The organism is Marinobacter sp. R17, from assembly GCF_003789045.1.
GTDB classification, from domain to species: domain Bacteria; phylum Pseudomonadota; class Gammaproteobacteria; order Pseudomonadales; family Oleiphilaceae; genus Marinobacter_A; species Marinobacter_A mangrovi.
On sequence record NZ_RHGZ01000007.1, the window covers coordinates 96,929 to 119,122 of the forward strand.

General features: G+C 60.2%; 18 protein-coding genes. 10 read left to right on the plus strand and 8 right to left on the minus strand.

The window, feature by feature from the left end:
• Positions 1–2: 2 nt before the first annotated feature.
• Positions 3–659 (minus strand): HAD family hydrolase, encoded by a 657-nt coding sequence (locus EB809_RS07350; RefSeq protein WP_123634161.1) that lies wholly within the window; start codon positions 657–659, stop codon positions 3–5.
• A gap of 263 nt (positions 660–922) precedes the next feature.
• Between EB809_RS07350 and EB809_RS07355 the strand changes: the two genes are divergently transcribed.
• From EB809_RS07355 to EB809_RS07365, 3 genes are all read left to right on the plus strand, one after another.
• A complete protein-coding gene (locus EB809_RS07355) occupies positions 923–1,444 on the plus strand; it encodes an RNA pyrophosphohydrolase (protein WP_123634162.1) in 522 nt (173 codons plus the stop codon).
• Positions 1,445–1,450: 6 nt separating this feature from the next.
• Positions 1,451–3,733 carry a phosphoenolpyruvate--protein phosphotransferase gene (gene ptsP / locus EB809_RS07360; protein WP_123634163.1) on the plus strand — a complete coding sequence of 761 codons (2,283 nt, stop codon included), beginning with the start codon at positions 1,451–1,453 and terminating at the stop codon, positions 3,731–3,733.
• Between the two features lie 163 nt (positions 3,734–3,896).
• Complete coding sequence (locus EB809_RS07365; RefSeq protein ID WP_123634164.1) at positions 3,897–5,135, plus strand: patatin-like phospholipase family protein; 1,239 nt, start codon at positions 3,897–3,899, stop codon at positions 5,133–5,135.
• Between the two features lie 18 nt (positions 5,136–5,153).
• Here EB809_RS07365 and EB809_RS07370 read toward each other — a convergent pair whose 3' ends face one another.
• The 6 genes from EB809_RS07370 to EB809_RS07395 all read right to left on the minus strand — a co-directional run bounded on the left by EB809_RS07370 (position 5,154) and on the right by EB809_RS07395 (position 12,466).
• Positions 5,154–5,534 (minus strand): gamma-butyrobetaine hydroxylase-like domain-containing protein, encoded by a 381-nt coding sequence (locus tag EB809_RS07370; RefSeq protein ID WP_123634165.1) that lies wholly within the window; start codon positions 5,532–5,534, stop codon positions 5,154–5,156.
• A gap of 61 nt (positions 5,535–5,595) precedes the next feature.
• Positions 5,596–6,927 (minus strand): ATP-dependent protease ATPase subunit HslU, encoded by a 1,332-nt coding sequence (hslU, locus tag EB809_RS07375; RefSeq protein WP_123634166.1) that lies wholly within the window; start codon positions 6,925–6,927, stop codon positions 5,596–5,598.
• A gap of 10 nt (positions 6,928–6,937) precedes the next feature.
• Complete coding sequence (gene hslV / locus EB809_RS07380) at positions 6,938–7,468, minus strand: ATP-dependent protease subunit HslV (protein WP_123634167.1); 531 nt, start codon at positions 7,466–7,468, stop codon at positions 6,938–6,940.
• A 234-nt stretch (positions 7,469–7,702) separates the two neighbouring features.
• A complete protein-coding gene (locus EB809_RS07385) occupies positions 7,703–8,359 on the minus strand; it encodes an SPOR domain-containing protein (protein ID WP_123634168.1) in 657 nt (218 codons plus the stop codon).
• A gap of 37 nt (positions 8,360–8,396) precedes the next feature.
• Positions 8,397–10,082 (minus strand): arginine--tRNA ligase, encoded by a 1,686-nt coding sequence (argS, locus tag EB809_RS07390; RefSeq protein WP_123634169.1) that lies wholly within the window; start codon positions 10,080–10,082, stop codon positions 8,397–8,399.
• Positions 10,083–10,288: 206 nt separating this feature from the next.
• Positions 10,289–12,466, minus strand: coding sequence for a primosomal protein N' (locus EB809_RS07395; protein ID WP_123634170.1), 2,178 nt, complete (start codon positions 12,464–12,466; stop codon positions 10,289–10,291).
• A gap of 193 nt (positions 12,467–12,659) precedes the next feature.
• Here EB809_RS07395 and rpmE point away from each other — a divergent pair, with 193 nt between their 5' ends.
• Together rpmE and EB809_RS07405 are read left to right on the plus strand one after the other, a co-directional pair.
• Complete coding sequence (gene rpmE, locus EB809_RS07400) at positions 12,660–12,878, plus strand: 50S ribosomal protein L31 (protein ID WP_123634171.1); 219 nt, start codon at positions 12,660–12,662, stop codon at positions 12,876–12,878.
• Between the two features lie 321 nt (positions 12,879–13,199).
• Positions 13,200–14,465 carry a malic enzyme-like NAD(P)-binding protein gene (locus EB809_RS07405; RefSeq protein ID WP_123634172.1) on the plus strand — a complete coding sequence of 422 codons (1,266 nt, stop codon included), beginning with the start codon at positions 13,200–13,202 and terminating at the stop codon, positions 14,463–14,465.
• A 78-nt stretch (positions 14,466–14,543) separates the two neighbouring features.
• On the opposite strand, the gene EB809_RS07410 is transcribed toward EB809_RS07405, so the two are convergent.
• Complete coding sequence (locus tag EB809_RS07410) at positions 14,544–16,997, minus strand: penicillin-binding protein 1A (RefSeq protein ID WP_123634173.1); 2,454 nt, start codon at positions 16,995–16,997, stop codon at positions 14,544–14,546.
• Between the two features lie 186 nt (positions 16,998–17,183).
• Here EB809_RS07410 and EB809_RS07415 point away from each other — a divergent pair, with 186 nt between their 5' ends.
• Genes EB809_RS07415 through pilQ form a run of 5 tightly spaced genes read left to right on the plus strand, consistent with a single transcriptional unit; the run spans position 17,184 to position 22,108 of the window.
• Positions 17,184–18,251 carry a pilus assembly protein PilM gene (locus EB809_RS07415; protein ID WP_123634174.1) on the plus strand — a complete coding sequence of 356 codons (1,068 nt, stop codon included), beginning with the start codon at positions 17,184–17,186 and terminating at the stop codon, positions 18,249–18,251.
• Positions 18,251–18,820, plus strand: coding sequence for a PilN domain-containing protein (locus EB809_RS07420; protein ID WP_123634175.1), 570 nt, complete (start codon positions 18,251–18,253; stop codon positions 18,818–18,820). The genes EB809_RS07415 and EB809_RS07420 overlap by 1 nt, the downstream gene beginning before the upstream one ends.
• Positions 18,817–19,431, plus strand: coding sequence for a type 4a pilus biogenesis protein PilO (locus EB809_RS07425; protein WP_123634176.1), 615 nt, complete (start codon positions 18,817–18,819; stop codon positions 19,429–19,431). The genes EB809_RS07420 and EB809_RS07425 overlap by 4 nt, the downstream gene beginning before the upstream one ends.
• A 2-nt stretch (positions 19,432–19,433) precedes the next feature.
• Complete coding sequence (locus tag EB809_RS07430) at positions 19,434–19,982, plus strand: pilus assembly protein PilP (protein WP_123634177.1); 549 nt, start codon at positions 19,434–19,436, stop codon at positions 19,980–19,982.
• 11 nt (positions 19,983–19,993) lie between these two features.
• Positions 19,994–22,108, plus strand: a complete 2,115-nt coding sequence (pilQ, locus tag EB809_RS07435) for a type IV pilus secretin PilQ (protein WP_123634178.1) — start codon at positions 19,994–19,996, stop codon at positions 22,106–22,108.
• The last annotated feature ends 86 nt before the right edge of the window (positions 22,109–22,194 follow it).

The window sequence follows — 22,194 nt, forward strand, 5'->3', positions numbered from 1 at the left end:
GTTCAATCCCTGAGGGTAATAATGGGCCAGTCCCGCTCCCGGGCGAGATCTGCCAGTTTCGGGTCCGGGTCGACAACGACCGGATGGGCCACCTGTTCCAGCAACGGCACGTCGTTGTGCGAATCGCTGTAGAACCAGGCATCACCGGCGGTGCGTTTGTGCTGCTCCAGCCAAGCGCTGAGGCGGGTGACTTTGCCGGCCTGGAAGCTGGGGACTCCGGCAACCTGCCCGGTATAGCGGCCATCCTGCCATTCCGGCTCCGTGGCGATCAGATCGTCCACGCCCAGCAGGTCGGCGATCGGCTGGGTGACGAAGCGGTTGGTCGCGGTGATGATCAGCAGGTAGTGTCCCTGGCGCCGGTGTTGCTCCAGCAGTTTGAAGGCCTTTTCCAGCAGCATCGGGCGCACCCGTTCCTCGACGAAACGTTGGCGCAGCTGGTGCAGGACGTCCGGTTCGTGTCGGGTCAGGGGCTCGAGGGCAAACGACAGGTAGCGGTAGATGTCCAGATCGCCGTTCAGGTAATCCTGGTAGAAGCGATTGTTGGCTGCCTCGTATTCCGCGGCATCGACAATGCCTTCCGAGACGAGAAAGTCGCCCCAGGCGTGGTCGCTGTCACCGTTGATGAGTGTGTTGTCCAGATCAAAGATCGCAAGCGTCAAGCTGAGTGTCCCCTCAAATCACAGTGTTCGGAGTGGCCTGCCAGTTCGCCCGGAGACGTTCTGAAAGGGGCTGAATTCTAGCATGTTGCAGGGCAACAGGCGCAGTTTGCCCGCCGGTACGCTTTCTGCAAGAATGAAGGCAACTTAGGCAAATTGCGGGCCTTTATCTTCAATACGGCGACGGCGGATAGCTCGAGACGTCATCCGATCCGGTCAGCCTGAGAGTAGGGCCGCTGCTGAAAAATTCAGATAGGTATATAACGGTGATCGACTCCGACGGTTTCAGACCCAACGTCGGAATCATTCTGGCCAATGATCGGGGAGAAGTTCTCTGGGCAAGACGCATCGGACAGGACGCATGGCAGTTTCCCCAGGGGGGGATCGACAACAATGAATCCCCTGAGGAAGCACTCTATCGCGAGCTGGGCGAAGAAGTCGGGCTGGGGCAGCGGGATGTGGAAATCATCAGCTGTACCCGCGGCTGGCTGAGGTATCGTCTGCCCCGGCGAATGGTTCGTCATCATTCGCACCCGGTATGCATCGGGCAAAAACAGAAATGGTTCCTGCTGAGGTTGTTATCTCCCGACGCCAGTGTCTGCGTCGACAGGACGGATTCTCCGGAATTCGACGGCTGGCAATGGGTCAGCTACTGGTATCCGCTGGGGCAGGTGGTGTCGTTCAAGCGGGAGGTTTACCGGCGGGCCCTGCGCGAGCTGGCCCCGCGATTATTCCACAATATGGAGCGGTGGCAGGGATCGCCGCCGTTCTCGGACAGGATGGATTAACGGTCTATGTTGAGCACGCTGCGAAGTATCGTTCAGGAAGTCAATGGTGCCCGGGACTTGCAGGAAGCCCTGGAAATCATTGTCTCCGGTGTGCAGCGTGCCATGGGAACCGAAGTCTGTTCCGTCTACCTGCTGGATCCTGACTCCAATCGCTACATCCTTATGGCCACCGAGGGTCTTTATAAGGAGGCCGTCGGTCGGGTCAGCATGGCGCATTCCGAGGGCCTGATCGGCCTGGTGGGTTCCCGGGAGGAGCCCATCAATCTGGAAGACGCCACTGCCCATCCCCGTTACCGCTATTTCCCGGAGACCGGTGAGGAGCGTTTCCGCTCGTTTCTCGGGGTTCCCATCATTCACCATCGCCGGGTGCTGGGGGTGCTTGTCGTCCAGCAGCGGGAAAGTTCGCGTTGCTTCGACGAGGGCGAAGAGGCCTTTCTGGTGACGATTTCTGCCCAGTTGGCGGGGGTCATCGCCCATAGTGAAGCCACCGGGGCCATCAGCGGTCTGTCCCTGACCGGTCAGGAAGCGCATGACATCAGCTTCAAGGGCGTGGCTGGTGCTCCTGGCGTGGCAATTGGTCAGGGCGTGGTGGTGTATCCACCGGCGGATCTGGACGCGGTGCCGGACAAGGCCGTTGACGATCCGGACGCTGAGCGGGAGCTGTTCCTGCAGGCGGTTGGCGCGGTGCGAGAGGGCATACAACTGGTCGCGGAACGGCTGGCGCCGCAGCTGCGACCGGAAGAACAGGCCCTGTTTGAAGTCTATCTGCGCATGCTGGACGACAACGCGCTGCCGGCCGAGGTCATGAACCGTATTGCCGACGGCCAGTGGGCCCAGGGTGCCCTCAAGCAGGTCGTGCAGCAGTACGTGCGGCACTTTGAAATGATGGGTGACCTGTACCTGCGTGAACGGGCGGTGGACATCCGGGACCTGGGGCGCCGACTGCTGTCGCACCTGCAGGAGGGCGATCACCAGGCACTGAACTACCCCGAGAAGACCGTGCTGGTCAGCGATGAGCTGACACCGGCCATGCTGGGCGAAGTGCCCCGGGGCCAGCTGGTGGGCCTGGTTTCGGTGCGTGGCTCCAGCAACTCCCACGTGGCGATCCTGGCCCGGGCGATGGGAGTGCCGACCGTGATGGGCATGATCGATATGCCCGTTAATCAGCTGGACGGCCGGGAATTGATCGTGGACGGCTTCGAGGGGCAAATCTACGCCTCGCCGTCCGCGGACCTGCGCTCGTTCTACCAGGAAATCTGTGAAGAGGAAGCGGCGCTGTTCCGCGGCCTCGAAGAGCTGCGTGACAAGCCCTGTGTAACCACCGATGGCGTACGCGTCTCACTGCTGGTCAATACCGGTCTGATGACCGATGTGGTGCGCTCACTGAGCCACGGGGCGGAAGGCATTGGCCTGTACCGCACCGAAGTGCCGTTCATGATCAACGAGCGCTTCCCGTCGGAACAGGAGCAGCGGGAGTATTACCGCGAACAGCTGGAAGCCTTCGCCCCCAACGACGTCACCATGCGCACGCTGGACATCGGCGGCGACAAGGCGCTGACTTATTTCCCGATCAGCGAGGAAAACCCGTTCCTGGGCTGGCGGGGGATCCGCGTCACCCTGGACCATCCGGAAATTTTCCTGGTGCAGGTGCGGGCGATGCTCAAGGCCAGCGAAGGGCTCAACAACCTGCGCATCATGCTGCCGATGATCAGTAACGTGTCCGAAGTCGAGGAGTCACTGCACCTGATTTATCGGGTCTACCACGAGGTCCGTGAGGAAGGCTACGACATTCACATGCCCAAGGTGGGGGTGATGATCGAGATTCCGGCGGCGGTTTACCAGATTCGCGAGCTGTCCAACCGGGTCGATTTCCTGTCCGTGGGTTCCAACGACCTGACCCAGTACCTGCTGGCGGTGGATCGCAACAACCCGCGGGTGGCGTCCCTGTATCATTCGTTCCATCCGGCGGTCCTGCATGCGTTGGTCAAGATTGTTGACGATGCCCACGCCGTCGGTACGCCCGTCAGCATTTGTGGCGAACTGGCGGGAGACCCCGGCGGTGCGGTGCTGCTGATGGCCATGGGTTACGACGCGTTGTCCATGAATGCGGCCAACCTGCCAAAGGTCAAATCCGTGATCCGCAGTATCGATTCGATGTGGGCCCGCAAGCTGCTGGACGATGTACTGGATCTGGATTCGCCCCATGTCATCCGCAGCTGTGTGGATCTGGCGCTCCGGAGCGCGGGGTTCGGCCGCTATCTGCGCCCGGGTCGCTCGGCCAGTAGCTGACTTGCGGCGGCCGATCGCGAGCGGTCTGCCGTTATAGTGTGTTTATTCTAGATTCGGGTGCTAACGTCCAAGGCATCTATTGGATGGCATCGCACCCCGCGGAATTGGCGCGGACATTGACGATCGCGGCGCCTGAATGGCGCTGCGTCAGGCAAGAGCAAACATGGCTGTAAACAAGACGGACATTAAGGACAAACCCCGCATCGGCCTCGCCCTCGGTGGTGGTGGCCCATTGGGGGGAATCTATGAGATCGGAGCCATGCGGGCGCTGGACGAGGCGCTGGACGGCATCGATTTCAACGACCTTGATGTGTATGTCGGGGTGAACGCCGGCTCGTTTGTGGCCGCCAATTTGGCCAATCAGATGACGACCGCCCAGCTGTGCCGGATCTTCGTCAAGAACGAAGCGGAAGTGCATCCGTTTCACCCGGAAGTCTTCTACCGGCCGGCGTTCCGCGAGATCGGGCGCCGCCTGATGGCGGTGCCAGGGCTCCTGGCCAGCGCCATGGGCCGCTTCGTCAACAATCCCTACGACCAGAGCTTCCTGGAAGCGTTGACCATCCTGGCTCAGGCGGCACCATCCGGGTTGTTCGACAACGAAGGGCTGAACGATTATCTGGCCCGAACCTTCAGCATGCTGGGCCGAACCAACGATTTCCGCCAATTACGGCGCAGTCTCTATATCGTGGCGGCGGATGTCGAGAGCACGGAAGCGGTCTGTTTCGGGGCGCCCGGCTTCGATCACGTTCCGATTTCACGGGCGATCCAGGCCAGTACGGCCTCTCCGGGGCTCTACGTGCCGGTGCAGATCGATGGTCGTTATTACGTGGATGGCACCCTGCGCAAGGGGCTGCACGCTTCGGTGGCGTTTGAGGACGGCGCGGATCTGGTGCTCGCGGTCAATCCCCAAGTGCCGATCGACGCCAGCGCCGCCGTAAGGGCCGGTTCCATGACGCCGGGTGCGTTGACCCAGGCGGGCATGCCCAACGTGTTGGCCCAGACCTACCGCACCATGGTCTATTCGCGGATGCAGTCGGGCATTGCCCAGTACGGTCGGGATTATCCGGACAAGGATATCCTGCTGTTTGAACCGACCCGGGACGACGCCAAACTCTTCTTCTCCAACGTCTTCAGCTTCCAGTCGCGGCGGATGGTTTGCGAGCATGCCTATCAGATGACGCGCCGTGATCTGCTGGCCCGGGCCGACCAATTGGAATCCAAGCTGGCGCCGTACGGCATCCGGTTGCGTCGCGATCGCCTGGAAGACGACCAGCGCACCATCAGTACGAGTCTTTACGGGGAAATGCTGCCATTGTATGTGGCGAAAGGTCGCCGCTCAGCGCGTGACCGCCTGAGTTCAGGCATCGACAACGTGACGGATATTCTGCAGAAGGCCCTGTAGTTTTTCGTGGGCCCTGGCTCAGTGGTATCGGACGCTACCGTCCCGTGAACCCCCTTCCTTGTCCAACCGGTCCAGATAGTCCTGCCAATAACGGGACTTCTCCCTTCCCAGTTCCTGCAGATAGGCCCAGGTGAACAGACCGGAATCGTGGCCGTCGCTGAAACTCAATTTGATCGCGTAGTTGCCAACCATTTCGGCACCGGTCACCAGTACATCCCGTTTGCCGGTCTGCAACGTGCCGGGACCGGCTCCATGACCGCGAACTTCAGCTGACGGAGAATAGACCCGCAGGAGTTCGAAGGGCAGTTCTAGTACTTCTCCATTCTCATAACTGAGCACGAGCAGGCGGCTCTGTTTGCGGATGCGGATATCACTGGGGCGTTGGGCTTCGGTGGACATGGGGTTGGCATCGACCGGTGACTGGGGGAGTGGGAGGTGAATGACTCGCCTCCCACAGGTTTTACAGGATATATCGGCTCAGGTCTTCGTCTTCGGACAGGTCGCCGAGTTTTTCGTCAACGTAGGCGGCCGTGACCTGGAATTCGCCGGTGGATGAATCGCCCGCATCAAACGAGATGGTCTCCAGCAGGCGCTCCATCACGGTGTGCAGTCGACGGGCACCGATATTTTCGGTGGTCTCGTTCACCTTCCAGGACACCTGGGCGATCCGCTCGATGGCGTCGGCGGTGAAGTTCAGCTGCAGACCTTCGGTGTTCATCAGGGCTTCGTACTGCTGCACCAGGGACGCATCCGGCTCGGTGAGGATTCGCTTGAAGTCCTCCGGCGTCAGCGCTTGCAGCTCGACGCGAATCGGCAGGCGCCCCTGCAGTTCGGGAATCAGGTCCGATGGCTTGGACAGGTGAAACGCGCCCGACGCGATAAACAGGATGTGATCGGTGCGCACCATACCGAACTTGGTGCTCACGGTGCTGCCCTCGATCAGCGGCAACAGGTCGCGCTGCACGCCTTCCCGGGACACGTCCGCGGAGCCGTTTTCGGAGCGCTTGGCCACCTTGTCGATTTCATCGATGAAGACAATGCCGTTCTGCTCCACCACCTGGATCGCCTTCTGCTTGATCTCTTCCTCATTGACCAGCTTGGCGGCTTCTTCCTCGCGTACCGCGACCAGAGCATCCGCGACTTTCATCTTGCGGGTCTTCTTTTTGTCGCGGGACATACTGGAGAATATGTTCTGCAGCTGGCTGGTCATTTCTTCCATGCCCGGTGGCGCCATGATCTCGACGCCGGCGCCGGAGCTGCTCAGGCCCACTTCGATTTCCTTGTCGTCCAGCTCACCTTCCCGCAGCTTCTTGCGGAACAGCTGCCGGGTGGACGAGTCGCCGGAGGAGCGCTGGCTGTCTTCCTCGAAGCTGCGGGCCGGTGGGAGCAGGGCGTCCAGGATGCGATCCTCGGCGGCGTCTTCGGCACGATGCTCGTTACGCTTGATCTCTTTCTCGCGCAGCATCTTCACGGCCATATCCGCCAGGTCGCGCACGATGGACTCGACATCGCGGCCCACGTAACCCACCTCGGTAAACTTGGTGGCTTCCACTTTCAGGAAGGGTGCGTCCGCCAGTTTGGCCAGGCGACGGGCGATCTCGGTCTTGCCCACACCGGTGGGGCCGATCATCAGGATGTTCTTGGGCGTGATTTCGTCCCGCAGCGCCGGTTCCAGCTGCATGCGACGCCAGCGGTTGCGCAGGGCAACGGCAACGGCCCGCTTGGCCTCTTCCTGGCCGACGATGTGTTTATTGAGTTCATGAACGATTTCACGAGGGGTCATTGCAGACATGATGGCTCCGTCACTCTTTGCCGGACAGCACTTCGAGCGTGCGGTTATGGTTCGTGTAAATGCAGATGTCAGCGGCGATGTCGAGACCCTTCTCGACGATCTCGTCCGCCTTGAGCTCTGTGTTTTCCAGCAGTGCCCGTGAGGCGGCCTGGGCAAAAGGCCCGCCGCTGCCAATGGCAATGAGGCTGTCTTCGGGTTCGATGACGTCCCCGTTACCGGTGATGATCAGCGAGGCGGTGTGATCGGCCACCGCCAGCAAGGCTTCGAGTCGTCGCAGGGCCCTGTCCGTTCGCCAATCCTTGGCCAGTTCCACGGCGGCCCGGGTCAGGTTGCCCTGATGCTTCTCCAGCTGCGCTTCGAAGCGCTCGAACAGGGTGAAGGCGTCGGCCGTGCCGCCGGCGAATCCGGCCAGGACCTGGTTGTTGTACAGGCGGCGCACTTTTCTGGCATTGCCTTTCATCACGGTGTTGCCCAGGGAAACCTGACCGTCACCGCCCATGGCCACCGTGTCGCCGCGTCGTACAGAAAGAATCGTTGTCATGTGAGCTCCAAGTGCTAATGAGCCTGTTGGGAAGGTGCCTCTGAATACGTCCCGAACAGCGGGGCAGGATCAGGGCTTATTCAGAGGCCCCTCGAGATTCCTTAGATATGGCTATGACAGGGTGATTTTCAAGGGGATAGACGGGATGGCCCATCGTGACAATTCAGCAATCATACGATGGGGGTGGGTAGCCGGGTCACGTTGCCCGGCCGTGCCACGACCGGGCTCAGAGAATCAGCCTTCCTTGGGGACCTTGCGGACCAAAGGCTCGATATTGATGCTGACCAGCTTGTCGACGACGCTGTTCATCTTGCTGCGGGAGTCGAACGGGCCGATGTTGACCCGGTACCAGATGACGCCGCTGTCCAGCTTGATCTGCTCGATGGAGGCGTGCAGCCCCTGGAAGGCCACCTGGGCGCGTTGGCGCTCGGCATCGCTGCGGCCTTTGAACGAGCCGGTCTGAATCATGTACTGGTACTTGCGTTCGGCCGGGGCTGGTCCCGGGTCGTAGGCTTCCACCTTGGGTGGTACCACTTCCGATTCCGGCAGCATGTCGTAGAACTGGAAAGATTCCTTTTTCTCTTTCTGGGCCGGTGCCGTCTTGGGGGTGGTTTTGGCCGTCTGTGCCGGCTGACTGCCCCGGGGTGAACCCGCCGGACCGTTGCCCGGCGCGGGCAGCGAGTTCAGGTAGGTAATGAAGCCAATGAACCCGCCCACCAGGGCGAGAGACAGTATCCAGCGCAGGGACAGGCCGCCGGACTGCTTCCGGGGGCTGGCCTTCTTGCTGCGTTCCGGCTTTTGGGTGCCTTTGGCCCGTCGCGGCGCAGGCCGGCTGGTGCTGGTGGCTGCTGCGCCCTGGGGGCGGGACTTCTTGGCGTAATCACGGGACATCGGTGATGGGCCTCGCGCTGGACTGCTGTCCTGTGGGTTACATCTCTTCCGGTGCGCCGACGCCGATCAGCGACAGGCCGTTGACCAGCACCTGCTGGACCGCCAGGCAAAGGGCGATTCGTGCATCGCGGATGGTTTCGTCGTCCACCAGGACCTTGTGAGCGTTGTAATACGTGTGGAACTGCCCGGCCAGGTCGCGCAGGTAATGGGTGACGTGGTGCGGTTCGCGCGTGGCGGCCGCATTGGCGATCAGTTCCGGATACTGGGCCAGGCGATTGGCCAGATCCCGTTCCTCTTCCAGTCCCAGGCCGTCCAGGCGCTCCACCAGCGCCCGGCGGTCGGCCTGGATACCTTCTGTGGCCAGCTTGCGCAGCACGCTGCAGATCCGGGCATGAGCATACTGGATGTAATAGACCGGGTTTTCATTGGTCTGGGAGCGGGCCAGGTCAATATCGAAGGTCAACTGGGAATCGACCCGACGCGCCGCCAGGAAGAATCGCGTGGCATCACGGCCGACTTCGTCGATCAGATCGCGCAGAGTGACGTAGCTGCCGGCGCGTTTGGACAGTTTCACTTCCTCGCCGGAACGGGTGACCAACACCATCTGGTGCAGGACGTAATCCGGCCACCCCTGTGGAATGCCGGTTTTCAGGGCCTGGAGGCCGGCGCGCACCCGCGTGACCGTAGAGTGGTGGTCAGCCCCCTGCTCGTTGATCACGGTGGTGTAGCCACGGCGCCACTTGTCCAGGTGATAGGCGACGTCCGGCAGGAAGTAGGTGTAGCCGCCGTCGGTCTTGCGCATGACCCGGTCCTTGTCGTCGCCGAACTCGGTGGTGCGCAGCCAGGTGGCGCCTTCCTTTTCATAGGTGTAGCCGTTGTCCGTCAGCATGCGGACGGTTTCTTCCACCTTGCCATCGCTATACAGGGACGACTCCAGGAAATAGACGTCGAACTCGACGCCGAAAGCCTTGAGGTCCAGATCCTGCTCGCGGCGCAGGTAGGCCACGGCAAAGGCTTTGATCGCGTCCAGGTCGTTCGCATCCGCCTTGGCGGTCACTTCCCGATCGTCGGCCGTCACTGTCTCGCCGGCCTGGTAGGCCTTGGCCACATCGACTATGTAGTCGCCGCGATAGCCGTCAGCGGGCCAGCCCTCGTCCTCAGGAGTCTTGCCCTGGGCGCGGGCCTGCACGGACAGCGCCAGGTTGTCGATCTGGGCGCCGGCGTCGTTGTAGTAGAACTCGCGGGAAACCTGATAGCCGTTGGCTTCCAGCAGTCGCGCCAGGCAATCGCCAATCGCCGCACCGCGACCGTGACCGACATGCAGCGGACCGGTCGGGTTGGCTGAGACGAACTCGATCTGTACGGATTCGCCCTGGCCGCTGTTGTTGCGGCCGTAGGTTTCACCGGACTCAATGATCGTGCGCACAATGTCGAAGCTGCTGGCGTCACTCATGAAAAAGTTGATAAAGCCCGGGCCGGCAATATCGACTTTCTGGACGGCCGGGCTGTCCGGCAGCTTGTCGATCAAGGCTTCGGCCAGTTGTCGCGGTGGTTTTCCAGCAGCCTTGGCGGTGGCCAGGGCGATGTTTGTAGCGAAATCGCCGTGGGCCTTGTCGCGGGTGTTGTCGACATTCGGCGTGAACGTCTGGTCGGCCGGCAAAACGCCGTCGGCCTGGAGCGCCGCAATGGCGGCTTCAAGTAGCTGGGTTACCGTGTCTTTCATGCTGGCAGATGACTCTGTCGGATCGGAGCATTGAATGGGCTGAAAGAGTCTCTGATGAACCCCGTAACGGCCTCGGCATGCTGTGTCAGCCGGAGGCGGGTCAGTCACTCATCAGAGGCCCCGGAACGAGCCCTCTCGAGGATCGCGTATTATCGCGGAAAGCCCGGCCTTTCTCAATGTGGCGGACCACTATCGGGTGGCCCGAGCTACCCGGTTTCCAGGGGATCGATATCCACCTGCCATTTCAGTGTGGCCGGCTTCTTTTCATTCTCAAGGAAATAACACAGGTTCGCCAATGTCGCCTGCATGGGCCCGCGACGATCGCTGAGGAAGATCAGCTGTGCCCGGTGGCGGTCGGCGCGTCGGGCAATCAGCGCCGGCAAAGGCCCCCAGGTTTCGATGCGATTGTCCCGGATCTGTGCCTTGGCGGCATCGAGCAGGGACAGGCTTTCCTCCATGGAGGCGGCTTCTGCCCGAAGCAGGGCCATGGCCCGGAAGGGCGGCAGGCTGAGCGCCTCGCGTTCTGCCAGTATGTGCTCGGCAAGCGCGGGATAGTGGCCGTCGCAGAGCTGGTTGAGAAGTGGGTGCTCACTGTGGCAGGTCTGGATCAGGACGGTGCCGGGGATGACGCCCCGGCCGGCGCGACCGCTGACTTGCAACAGCGTCTGTACCAGCTGTTCCGGCGCCCGGAAGTCCACGCTGAACAAGCCGCCGTCGGCATTGACCACCACCACCAGTGAGACGTTGGGAAAGTCGTGACCCTTTGCCAGCATCTGGGTGCCCACCAGGATACAAGGCTCACCGGTATTCACGCGTTCGAGGATGCGATCAATACTGCCGCGATTGCGCGTGCTGTCCCGGTCCACCCGAATCACCGGGGTGTCGGGAAAAGCCGACTGGAGCACGTCTTCGGTGCGTTCGGTGCCCTGACCGATGGGTTTGTAGGCGTCGCTGTCGCAACTCGGGCAGGTGAGCGGCGCGGCGGTTTGGTAATCGCAGTGGTGGCAGCGCAGGGCCCGGTCGCGGCGGTGGAAGGTGAGCCGGGAGTCGCAGCGAGGGCATTCGCTGGTGTGCCCGCAGTCAAAACACATCATCACCGGGGCGAAACCACGGCGGTTGACGAAGACCAGTACCTGCTGCTGGCGCTCGATCCGTTCGCGGACCGCCTGCAGGGCGCGTGGCGATAGACCTCCCTCCAGCGGTCGGCTGCGGATGTCGAGCAGCCGCATGGTGGGTGGCCGGGCCTCGCCGGCCCTTTCCTCCAGTCGAATCAGGCGGTACTTTCCGGACGTGGCGTTGTGCCAGGATTCGATCGACGGCGTGGCTGATCCCAGTATGACCGGGCACTGGTTCAGGTGGGCCCGGTACACAGCGAGATCACGGCCGGAATAGCGAAAACCTTCGCCCTGTTTGAAGGACGTGTCGTGCTCCTCGTCGACGATCAGGGCCCCCAGTCTCATAAAGGGCAGGGTGACCGCCGAGCGGGTGCCGATGACAATGACCGGGTCGCCCTGTCGGATGCGCAGCCACGTGTGCAGGCGTTCGCCGTCGTTCAGGGCTGAATGCCAGACGGCAATGCGGTCGCCGAAGTAGCGGGTGAAGCGTCGCACAGTCTGGGGGGTGAGGTTGATTTCCGGGACCAGCACCAGGGCCTGCTGATCGTCGGAGAGATACCGCTCTATATAATGAAGATAGAGTTCGGTCTTGCCGCTGCCCGTGATGCCATAGAGTAGCGAGGCGGTAAATCCCTCATCCGGGCAGGGGAGTTGTCCGAAGGCCTCGTTCTGGGCGGGGGTTAGCTCCGGCAGGATGTCGACAGGCGTGGGCTTGCGGGAGCTGAGCTGCTCTTTGGCGTTGGCTTCACGGATCAGATCGCGGTCCGCCAGGGCTTTCAGTTGGGCGCGGGAGAAACCGGCCGCCAGGATGTCCTTTTGCCCCATCGGCTCGCCGAGATCCGACAGCCAGTCGAGCAGGGCCTGCTGGCGCTTTGCCTGGGCCGGCAATGGCGCGGTACTGGCGCCGGGGACAATGGTCCATGCTTGCTCGGCGGGTTGCGACGCGGGTCGCCCCCGGCGAAGTGCCGGAGGCAGTCCCATAAAAAGACACTCGCCGAGCGGATGTTGGTAGTAACTGGCGGCCCACTGCAACAGGGTACGAGTCTCATCGGGCAAGGCTGGCCAGTCTTCGAGAACGGCGCTGATGGGTTTGAGCTTGATACCTTCTGGCGGCTGAACGCCGGTGTCCACGACAAGGCCAACCAGCGACTGGCGGCCGAACGGAATACGGACTCGCTGGCCTGGTTGCACAACCATGCCGTCGGGGATCCTGTAGTCGAACAGTCGTCGCAGGGGGCGTGACAGCGCAATGCGTGCCGTCTGGGTCACAGCGTCTCCGTCGTCGGAAAGAGAAAGGCGCAGTATAAGGGAACACTGCTACAGGCTCATCTATTGCGAACCAAGAGAATTCTGATATGATTCGCCGTCTGATTTTGGCGGTATTTTGACCGTCAAGTCCATTTTACCCCATGCGGTGCCTGGCGGATGATCAGGTGGCGGCATAAGCAGAGAGGGTTTCCCCATGAAAGAAGGCATCCACCCGAAGTACGAAGAGATTACGGCAACCTGCAGCTGCGGTAATGTCATCAAGACCCGTTCCACCATCGCCCGTGACATGCAGCTGGACGTTTGCTCCCAGTGCCACCCGTTCTATACGGGTAAGCAGAAGGTCATGGACACCGCGGGTCGTATCGACCGGTTCCAGAAGCGTTTCGGCGGCCGTATCAAGAAAGGCAGCTGATCCGCGGATCAATTCCCCGATGTCATGTCGGTGGAACGAGCAAAAAAGGCGCCAAATGGCGCCTTTTTTGCTTATGTGAGGCATGAAAAAATTCATGGTTACGGCTGGTCAGTATTTGCGCAGTCGCCCTTGTTTGAGCTGGGTAGTCACGCCATAATGTCGCGCTCGCGCCAGCGCTGGCGGAGAACTATAAAGTGAGAGTGGGGCCGGGGTCATGCCGTTCATTCGGGCATTGTCCGTGTCGATCGTTGACCGGATCGTTCACCTTCGGCCCATATAATGACGCTCCACCCGATTAACGTGACAAACGGAACAGTGGCAATGTCTCAAGATCTGAAAGCAGCGGCCCTCGATTATCACGCCAACCCCCGCCCGGGTAAGCTGAGCGTTGAAATCACCAAGCCGACGCGGACATCCCGCGATCTTTCCCTGGCCTACAGCCCGGGCGTGGCTGAACCGGTCCGCGAGATCGCGAAAGACCCCGAGAATGCGTACAAATATACCGGCAAGGGTAACCTGGTTGCTGTCATTTCGGATGGTACTGCCATTCTCGGGTTGGGCAACCTGGGTCCTCTGGCGAGCAAACCGGTTATGGAAGGCAAGGGCGTTCTGTTCAAGCGCTTTGCCGGCATCGATGTCTTTGATATTGAAGTCAATTCCGAAAGTCCGCAGGCGTTTATTGAGACGGTGGCCCGGATTGCCGATACCTTTGGCGGCATCAACCTGGAAGACATCAAGGCCCCTGAGTGCTTTGAGGTTGAGCGTGCGCTGAAAGAGCAGTGCAACGTGCCCGTGTTTCACGATGATCAGCATGGTACGGCCATCGTGACGGCGGCCGGCATGCTCAATGCGCTGGAGCTGCAGGGCAAGAAGCCGGACGAAGCCCGGGTGGTTTGCCTGGGTGCCGGTGCGGCCGCGATTGCCTGCATGAAGCTGCTGATCAGCTGTGGCATGAAGTCTGAGAATATCTTCATGCTGGACCGAAAGGGCGTGATCCATGCCGGTCGTGACGACCTGAACCAGTACAAGGCCATGTTCGCGACGGAAACCGAGTTCCGCACCCTGGATGACGCGATCGACGGCGCGGATGTCTTCGTGGGTGTATCCGGTCCGGACCTGCTGTCGGCTGAGCAACTGAAGAAAATGGCGCCGAACCCCATCGTCTTTGCCTGCTCCAACCCGGATCCCGAGATCAGTCCCGAAGTGGCGCTGGCCGCCCGCGACGATCTGATCATGGCGACCGGCCGCTCCGACTACCCGAACCAGGTCAACAATGTCCTGGGCTTCCCGTTCATCTTCCGTGGTGCGCTGGACGTTCGTGCAACGGCCATTAACGAAGAGATGAAAGTGGCCGCGGTTCACGCCATCCGTGACCTGGCGAAAGAACCGGTGCCCAAGGAAATCTGCGAAGCCTACGGTGTGGAGAGCTTTGAGTTCGGCAAGGAGTACATCATTCCCAAGCCGATGGATGTGCGTTTGCTCGAGTTCGTGCCGGCGGCGGTTGCCCGTGCGGCGGTCGATTCCGGCGTCGCGCGTCATGCCTACCCGGCACACTACCCGTTGAAGTCGATCGACGACATTCGGTAAGTCGCCGAGGATACAAAAAAACCGCCTTTCGGCGGTTTTTTTGTGCCCGGAATACCGGTTGAGGTAAGCGTTGGGGCGCTAGAACAGTTCCTGGGGCATGACCGCGTCGCCGCTGTCCTGGTTGCGAATGGTGTCGGCTGACTGCTGGGCCGGCACGTTTTCTTCCCGGAACAGTTCAAAGATGGCATCGGGGTTGCCCGGCGCTGCGCGCTCGCCGGTTTCCGGATCGATCTTCACGGTCACGATGCCATTGGGGCGGGGCATATACGACGACGGCGCATCCTTCAGGGCGACTTTCATGTAATCCAGCCATACCGGCAGTGCGGCAACAGCGCCGTACTCGCCGCGCCCCATCGGTCGAGGGGTATCGAAGCCCACCCAGGCCGTCGTGGCCAGGTCGTGATTGAAGCCGGAGAACCAGGCATCCCGCTGCTCATTGGTGGTCCCGGTTTTGCCGGCGACGTCCTTGCGGTTCAGGGCGAGGGCGCGGCGGCCGGTCCCTTTTTCGATCACGTCGCGCAATATCGAGTGCATGATGTAAACCGCGCGCTTGTCCGCCAGACGGGGTGCCGTCCGGATGGCCGGGAAGCCGGCATCCGGTGTGGGTGATCGGGTCGCCAGGTCGGCGCAGTCGTCGTCGCACTGAATGACACTGGGAGCCGCGTAAAGGATATTGCCGCGGCTGTCTTCGATGCGGTCGATCAGATAGGGCGTGACGTCATAGCCGCCATTGGCAATGACCGCAAAGCCGCGGGCTACTTCCATCGGGGACAGGGTGCCACTGCCGAGAGCGAGCGTCAGGTTGTGCGGCATGCCCGACGTGTCGATTTTCAGCTGTTGAAGGTAATCGAGGGTGTAGTCGATGCCGATCGAGCGTAGCAGCCGGATAGAGACCAGGTTGCGGGACTGGTAAAGCGCCTTGCGCAGGCGGGTCGGCCCGGCAAAGCGGCTGCCCGAGTTTTCCGGACGCCAGACCGATTCCTGGTCGGCATCATCCAGGACGATCGGGGCGTCGTTAATGACCGTGGCCGCAGTCTTTCCCTTCTCCAGGGCGGACAGGTAAAGGAACGGTTTAAAGTTGGACCCCGGCTGACGTTTTGCCTGAATGGCGCGGTTGTACTTGGATTCCTCAAAGCTGTAGCCGCCAGTCAGGGCCTGAATGCCGCCGGTTTTTGCATCCAGCGAGATCAGCGCGCCTTCGACCTGGGGCAGTTGTTCGAGAGCCATGGACGGTTTGGCGACCGTTTCGGGTAATTCGTCATCCGACGCAGAGGAGCTGGGGGGCGGTGATTGCGGGCGGGCGTACACCACATCCCCGACCTTGAGAACGTCCGCCGGTTTCGTCGGCTCGGATCCACGCCGGTTCTCATTACGGTACTCGCGCGCCCATTTCATGGTGTCGAGCGGCATGGTGGTTTCACCGGTCGGCTGGCTGTATACGGTGGCTGAATCATCGCTCAAGTTGGTGACAACGACCGGTATCAGGCCGGGATAGGCCGGGTAGCTGCCCAGCGCCTTGTCGAGTTCACCGGCTTTTAGCGTCTCTTCGTCCAGGTGGCCCAGCGGGCCACGGAAACCATGGCGATGGTCGTAGGCTTCGAGGCCGGCCTGAAGCGCGTCGTTGGCGGCTTTCTGCTTCTCGCTGTCGACCGTGAGGTACACCTTGTACCCGTCGGTGTAGGCATCGTCGCCGTAGCGCCGGACCATTTCCGCGCGGGCCATCTCCGCCACATAGGCGGCATCGAGCTCATATTCGGCGCCATGATAGGTGGCGGTAATCGGCGCACGAGATGCCAGGTCGTAGGCGGTGTCCGAGATATAGCCCAGCTCGCGCATGCGCTGCAGGATCCAGTTGCGGCGGGACAGGGCGCGCTGGGGGTCGGCGAGTGGGTTGTAAGCCGACGGCGCCTTGGGCAGACCGGCCAGCATGGCCATCTGCGCCAGTTCCAGTTCGTTGACCGGCTTACCGTAATAGACCTGGGACGCGGCCTGGATGCCGTAAGCCCGATTTCCCAGATATATCTTGTTCAGATACAGTTCCAGTATCCTGTTCTTGGGAAGTTCACGCTCTATCTGAAAGGCAAGCAGTATCTCGTTGAACTTGCGAATAAAGGTACGTTCGCGTGTCAAAAAGTAATTTTTTGCAACTTGCATTGTGATGGTACTGCCCCCGGAGCGGATGGAACCGGTGGTGACCAGCTCCACGGCAGCCCGCACCAGGCCTTTGATGTCGACCCCGTTGTGCTCGTAGAATCGCGAATCCTCGGCGGCCAGGAAGGCATGTAACTGAAGGTTGGGGATCTGTTCGATTGTGATCGGAGCCCTTCTCTTTTCACCGAATTCTGCTATTAATCTCTTGTCGCTGGAATAGACCCGAAGCGGTGTCTGGAGCCGGATGTCGACAAGCTGATCGACTGACGGCAAACCGGGGCGCAGGTAAAGATAGAAGCTTGAAAGCAACATGGCGCCGACCGAAAGGCCGAAAAAAAACAGCCATGTACTAATGCGAGTAAAGCGAATCATTCGGGACATTTTTTCTGACAACTGTTAGATATAGGTCTATCATCTGAGAAATTGCTTTAGAAGGATAAGGCATCCTCAAAGTTCCACTATGCCTTTCTTCCATGAAGAAATCGCATTGTAGACGCAAAGCAAAACAAATTCTCTTAAATAAAAAAGTCGTAACCGGGTGCATTAAACCAGGTATAGGGTGAGCGCGTGTTCGGATTGTTCGGTAAAAAGTCCAGTGCTGTGCTGGGTATCGACATCAGTTCAAGCTCGGTCAAGCTTCTGGAACTCTCCAGGCAGAGTGGCGAGCGGTACAGGGTTGAGAGCTATGCGGTAGAACCGCTGCCTGCCAACGCTGTTGTCGAGAAAAATATCACGGATGTAGAGGCCGTCGGTGACGCGTTGCGCAAGGTGGTGAGCAAGGCTCGCGCCAGTGCAAAGCAAACCGCGGTGGCTGTATCTGGGTCGGCGGTCATTACCAAGCTGATTCAGATGAATGCCGGCCTCAATGAATTTGAAATGGAAGACCAGATCGCGCTGGAAGCCGATCAGTACATTCCCTATCCGCTGGACGAAGTCGCCATCGACTTTGAAGTCCAGGGCCCCTCGGAAACCAATCCCGACCAGGTCGACGTCCTGCTGGCAGCCTGCCGCAAGGAAAACGTCGATATCCGGGAAGATGCGCTTTCCATCGCGGGGCTTTCCGCCAAGGTGGTCGATGTCGAGGCGTATGCCCTTGAGCGGGCCTATACGCTGGTCGAGCCGCAACTGGACTCACAGGGTGAGGAATTGGTGGTCGCGATTGTCGATGTAGGCGCCACCATGACCACGCTGAGCGTTCTGGCGGACGGCAAGACTGTCTACACGCGTGAGCAGATCTTCGGCGGCAAGCAGCTGACCGAGGAAATCCAGCGCCGCTACGGCCTGTCCCTGGAAGAGGCCGGACTGGCCAAGAAGCAGGGCGGATTGCCGGACGACTACGAGGTGGAAGTGCTGTCCCCGTTCCGGGAGGCGGTCGTCCAGCAGGTGGCCCGCGCACTGCAGTTCTTCTTCGGTGCCAGCCAGTATAACGCGGTTGACTATGTCGTCCTCGCCGGTGGTACAGCGTCCATTCACGGGCTGACCGAGATGGTTGAGGAGAAAACGGGCACCGCCACACTGGTGGCTAACCCGTTTGCCGATATGGCAGTGGGCTCCCGGGTCAATGCGTCCGCACTGAGCAACGATGCGCCGTCGCTGATGATTGCCTGTGGTCTGGCGATGAGGAGTTTTGACTGATGGCGAAGATTAACCTCAGACCCTGGCGCGAGGAACTGCGGGCGGAGAAGCAGCAGCAGTTCGTCGTCATGATTGTGGGCGCGGTCATCGTCGCTGCTGGCCTGGGTTTCCTGTGGAAGGGTCACGTGGACGACCAGATTTCCTACCAGGAATCCCGTAACGCCTACGTTCAGAATGCGATGAAGTCCCTGGACTCCCAGATCAAGGAAATTGAAGACCTGCGTCGCAAACGCGATGAACTGATCGCCCGGATGAAGGTGATTCAGGACCTGCAGGGCAAGCGCCCTGTGATTGTCCGGGTGTTCGACGAACTGGTTAAAACCCTGCCCGACGGGCTTTTCTACACCGACCTCAAGAAAACCGGCGACAAGTTGCAGATTACGGGCATGGCGGAATCCAACAACCGGATCTCCAACCTGATGCGTCAGTTCGAGGATTCCGAGTGGTTCGCGAATCCCAACCTGACCAACGTGTCGTCCGCTGACAGCCGCCGTGCCGGCTACAGCCAGTTCAATCTTTCGGTGGACCAGAAAACGCCGGAGCCCGAAGAGGAGGGCAAGAAAAAATGAGCCTCGCGGACTCTCTGAAAAGCCTGAACGAATTTGACGTCAATGACCTCGATCTGAATAACGCCGGCATCTGGCCGATGCCGATCAAGATCATTGTCATGCTGTTGGTCTTTGGCCTGATCCTCGGTGGCGGCTACTGGTTCTTCGTCAAGGACGAATACAGCCAGCTCAGCCAGGTCGAAAAGAAAGAGGTGGAGCTCAAGGACCAATACGAGCAGAAGGCCTACAAGGTGGCCAACCTGGCGGTCTTCAAGAAGCAGATGGTCGAAATGGAAGAGACCTTCGGTGCGCTGGTCAAACAGTTGCCCAGTGATACCGAAGTGCCCGGTCTTCTGGAAGATATCACCAATACCGCCGTGGGCAATGGTCTTGAGCTTGATGAGATCAAACTGCAGCCGGAGCAGAAGAAGGACTTCTACATCGAGCTGCCGATCAACCTCAAGGTACGCGGGACCTATCACGAACTGGCTTCCTTTGTGAGCAGCATCGCCGGATTGCCGCGAATCGTGACCTTGCACGACTTTACCATCAAACCAACGGGAGGGGCCGACAGCCAGGTGCTTGAAATGCAGGTGCAGGCTCGGACCTACCGTTACCGGGCTGGGGAGTAAGCATGATGAGCAAGCATGCCTGTAAAGCCTGGACAACGGTCTGTTTGGCGACACTGTTAACGGCCTGTTCCCAGGGCAATGGCTTTTCCGATCTGGACCAGTTCATGTCGGAAGCGCGGTCCAAGCCGCGTGGTCACGTTGAGCCGCTGCCCGAATTCAAGGCCTATGAGGCTTTCGCCTATTCGGCGGCCGATCGCCGCTCACCGTTTGAGGTGCCGGTGGAAGTCCAGCTCACCATGGTGGACGAGAAACCGCAAAGTGATATCAAGCCGGATTTCGATCGTCCCAAGGAAGTGCTCGAAAACTTCCAGCTGACGAATCTGCGGATGGTCGGCACGCTCAAGCGGGCGGACAACAGTGGTGATCTGTATGCGCTAGTCAAGGACAACACCGGTGGGATTCATCGTGTCCACAAAGGCAACCATATGGGAGAGAACTACGGCCGCGTGGTCGGTGTCAACGAAACCCGTATCGAGCTGGTGGAAATTGTGCCCAATGGCAGCGGTGGTTGGGTCAAACGGCCGCGAACCCTTGAACTGAGTGAGGGCTAAGGAGCGGCGACATGAATAATTCAAGAAATCTGTGTGTACAAAATAGGTTGGGGTCGAGGCTAACGATGTTCAGAAAAACTGTATTGATAATCGGCATGGCTGCTCTCGGCATGATGTCCGGCTTGGCGAATGCCGTCAGCCTGAATGATGTCGAATTCACGGCACTCCCGGGCGACGGGACTGAGGTCGTTCTCAAGTTCGATGGAACCCCGCCGCAGCCGACCGGCTATACGATCGAGCGTCCGGCCCGAATCGCGGTGGATCTCAAAGGGGTGGACAGTGCCCTGCAGAGCCGCAGCATCTCTTTGGGCAGCGGTAATGCCCAGAGCATGACGGTTGTCGATACCAAGGACCGGACCCGCCTGATCTTCAATCTGGTGGACCTGGTGCCCTACACCACGAACGTGGCCGGCAATACCATCACCATGAAGATCGGCGGTGGTGAAGGTCAGGCGGCGACCTCCCAGACGACGTCCAACACCCCGGTACAGTCCGCCGTCTCGTCGGCGTCGTCTCGGGATGCTATTTCCAATGTCGATTTCCATCGTGGCGCGGATGGCGAAGGTCAGATTGTCGTCAGTCTGTCCAACCCGAAAACGTCTGTGGACCTGTCCGAAACCGGCGGTCGAATCCGTCTGGTGATGGACGGTACGCAGGTCCCTGAATCGCTGCGCCGTCGTCTGGACGTGACCGATTTCGCGACACCGGTCACGCGTGTGGACACATTCATGCAGGGCGGCGATGCAGTTGTCGAGATTCGCCCGAAAGGCAACTACGACTATCTGGCCTACCAGGCCGGCAACGAGTTTACGGTGAGCGTTGAACCGTTGTCTGACGAAGAGGCGGAGAATCGTCGCGAGGAGAAGTTCCCGTACACCGGCGAGAAGCTGTCCCTGAACTTCCAGGACATCGAAGTTCGCTCGGTCCTGCAGTTGATCGCCGATTTCACGGGCCTGAACCTGGTGGCCAGTGACACGGTCAGCGGCAGCATTACGCTGCGTCTGCAAAACGTGCCCTGGGACCAGGCTCTGGATCTGATCCTCAAGACCAAAGGTCTGGACAAGCGTCAGATCGGTAACGTCCTGCTGGTGGCGCCGGCGGACGAGATTGCCGCCCGCGAGCGTCTGGAACTGGAAACGTCCAAGCAGATTGCCGAGCTGGCGCCGGTTCGTCTGGACATCATCCAGGTTAACTATGCCAAGGCGGCGGACATCGTTGCGCTGATCCAGGCTGACGATGAGCTGATTTCCGACCGCGGTTTTGTGTCTTCCGATGCGCGCACCAACACCATCAGCGTGCGCGAAACGGCGGACAAGTTGGAACAAATCCGTCGACTGGTTTCCACCTGGGACGTGCCGGTGCGCCAGGTTCTGATCGAGGCGCGGATTGTGCGGGCATCCACGGATCTGGCTGAAGAGCTGGGTGTGCAGTGGGGCGTTGAAGGGCGCGGTAATGCCAACGGCGGTAATAACAACGTGGTTGTTGGTGGCACGCAGAGTGGTATCAGCAACATTTCTTCCGGTTTGCTGACCCTGCCGTCCGACAGCCTGAACGTTAATCTGGGTGCTACTCAGTCGAATGCCTCCTCGATCGCCTTCGGGTACATCGGCACGGACTTCCTGGTAGATCTTGAGTTGTCCGCATACGCCAGCGATGGCCAGGCCGAAATCGTGGCCCAGCCGAAAGTGGTGACCGCCGACCGCCAGACCGCGAAAATCAAGTCAGGTGAGGAAATTCCGTACCAGGAGGCTTCATCCAGCGGTGCAACTTCGGTGTCCTTCAAGGAAGCGGCTCTGTCGCTGGAAGTCACACCGCAGATTACGCCGGACGACAAGATCATCATGGACTTGGCGGTAAACCAGGATTCCCGTGGCCAGGTGACCAACGGTATTCCGAGTATCGACACCAACGAAGTCACCACACAGGTGCTGGTCCGTAACGGTGAAACGGTGGTTCTCGGCGGCATCTTCCAGTCCGAGAAATCCACCACCATCACCAAGACGCCGTTCCTGGGCGACATTCCGTACCTGGGAGCGCTGTTCCGCAACAAGTCGGTGGTTGATGAGCGCAGCGAGCTGCTGGTCTTCATTACGCCGAAGATCCTGAAAGGCGACCTGATCGACTGATCACTGCCAGGATCCCAAAAGCCGCCTCGGACGAGGCGGCTTTTTTGTTTGTACCGAGGCGAACAGGCGCTTATCGCGGGATTGGC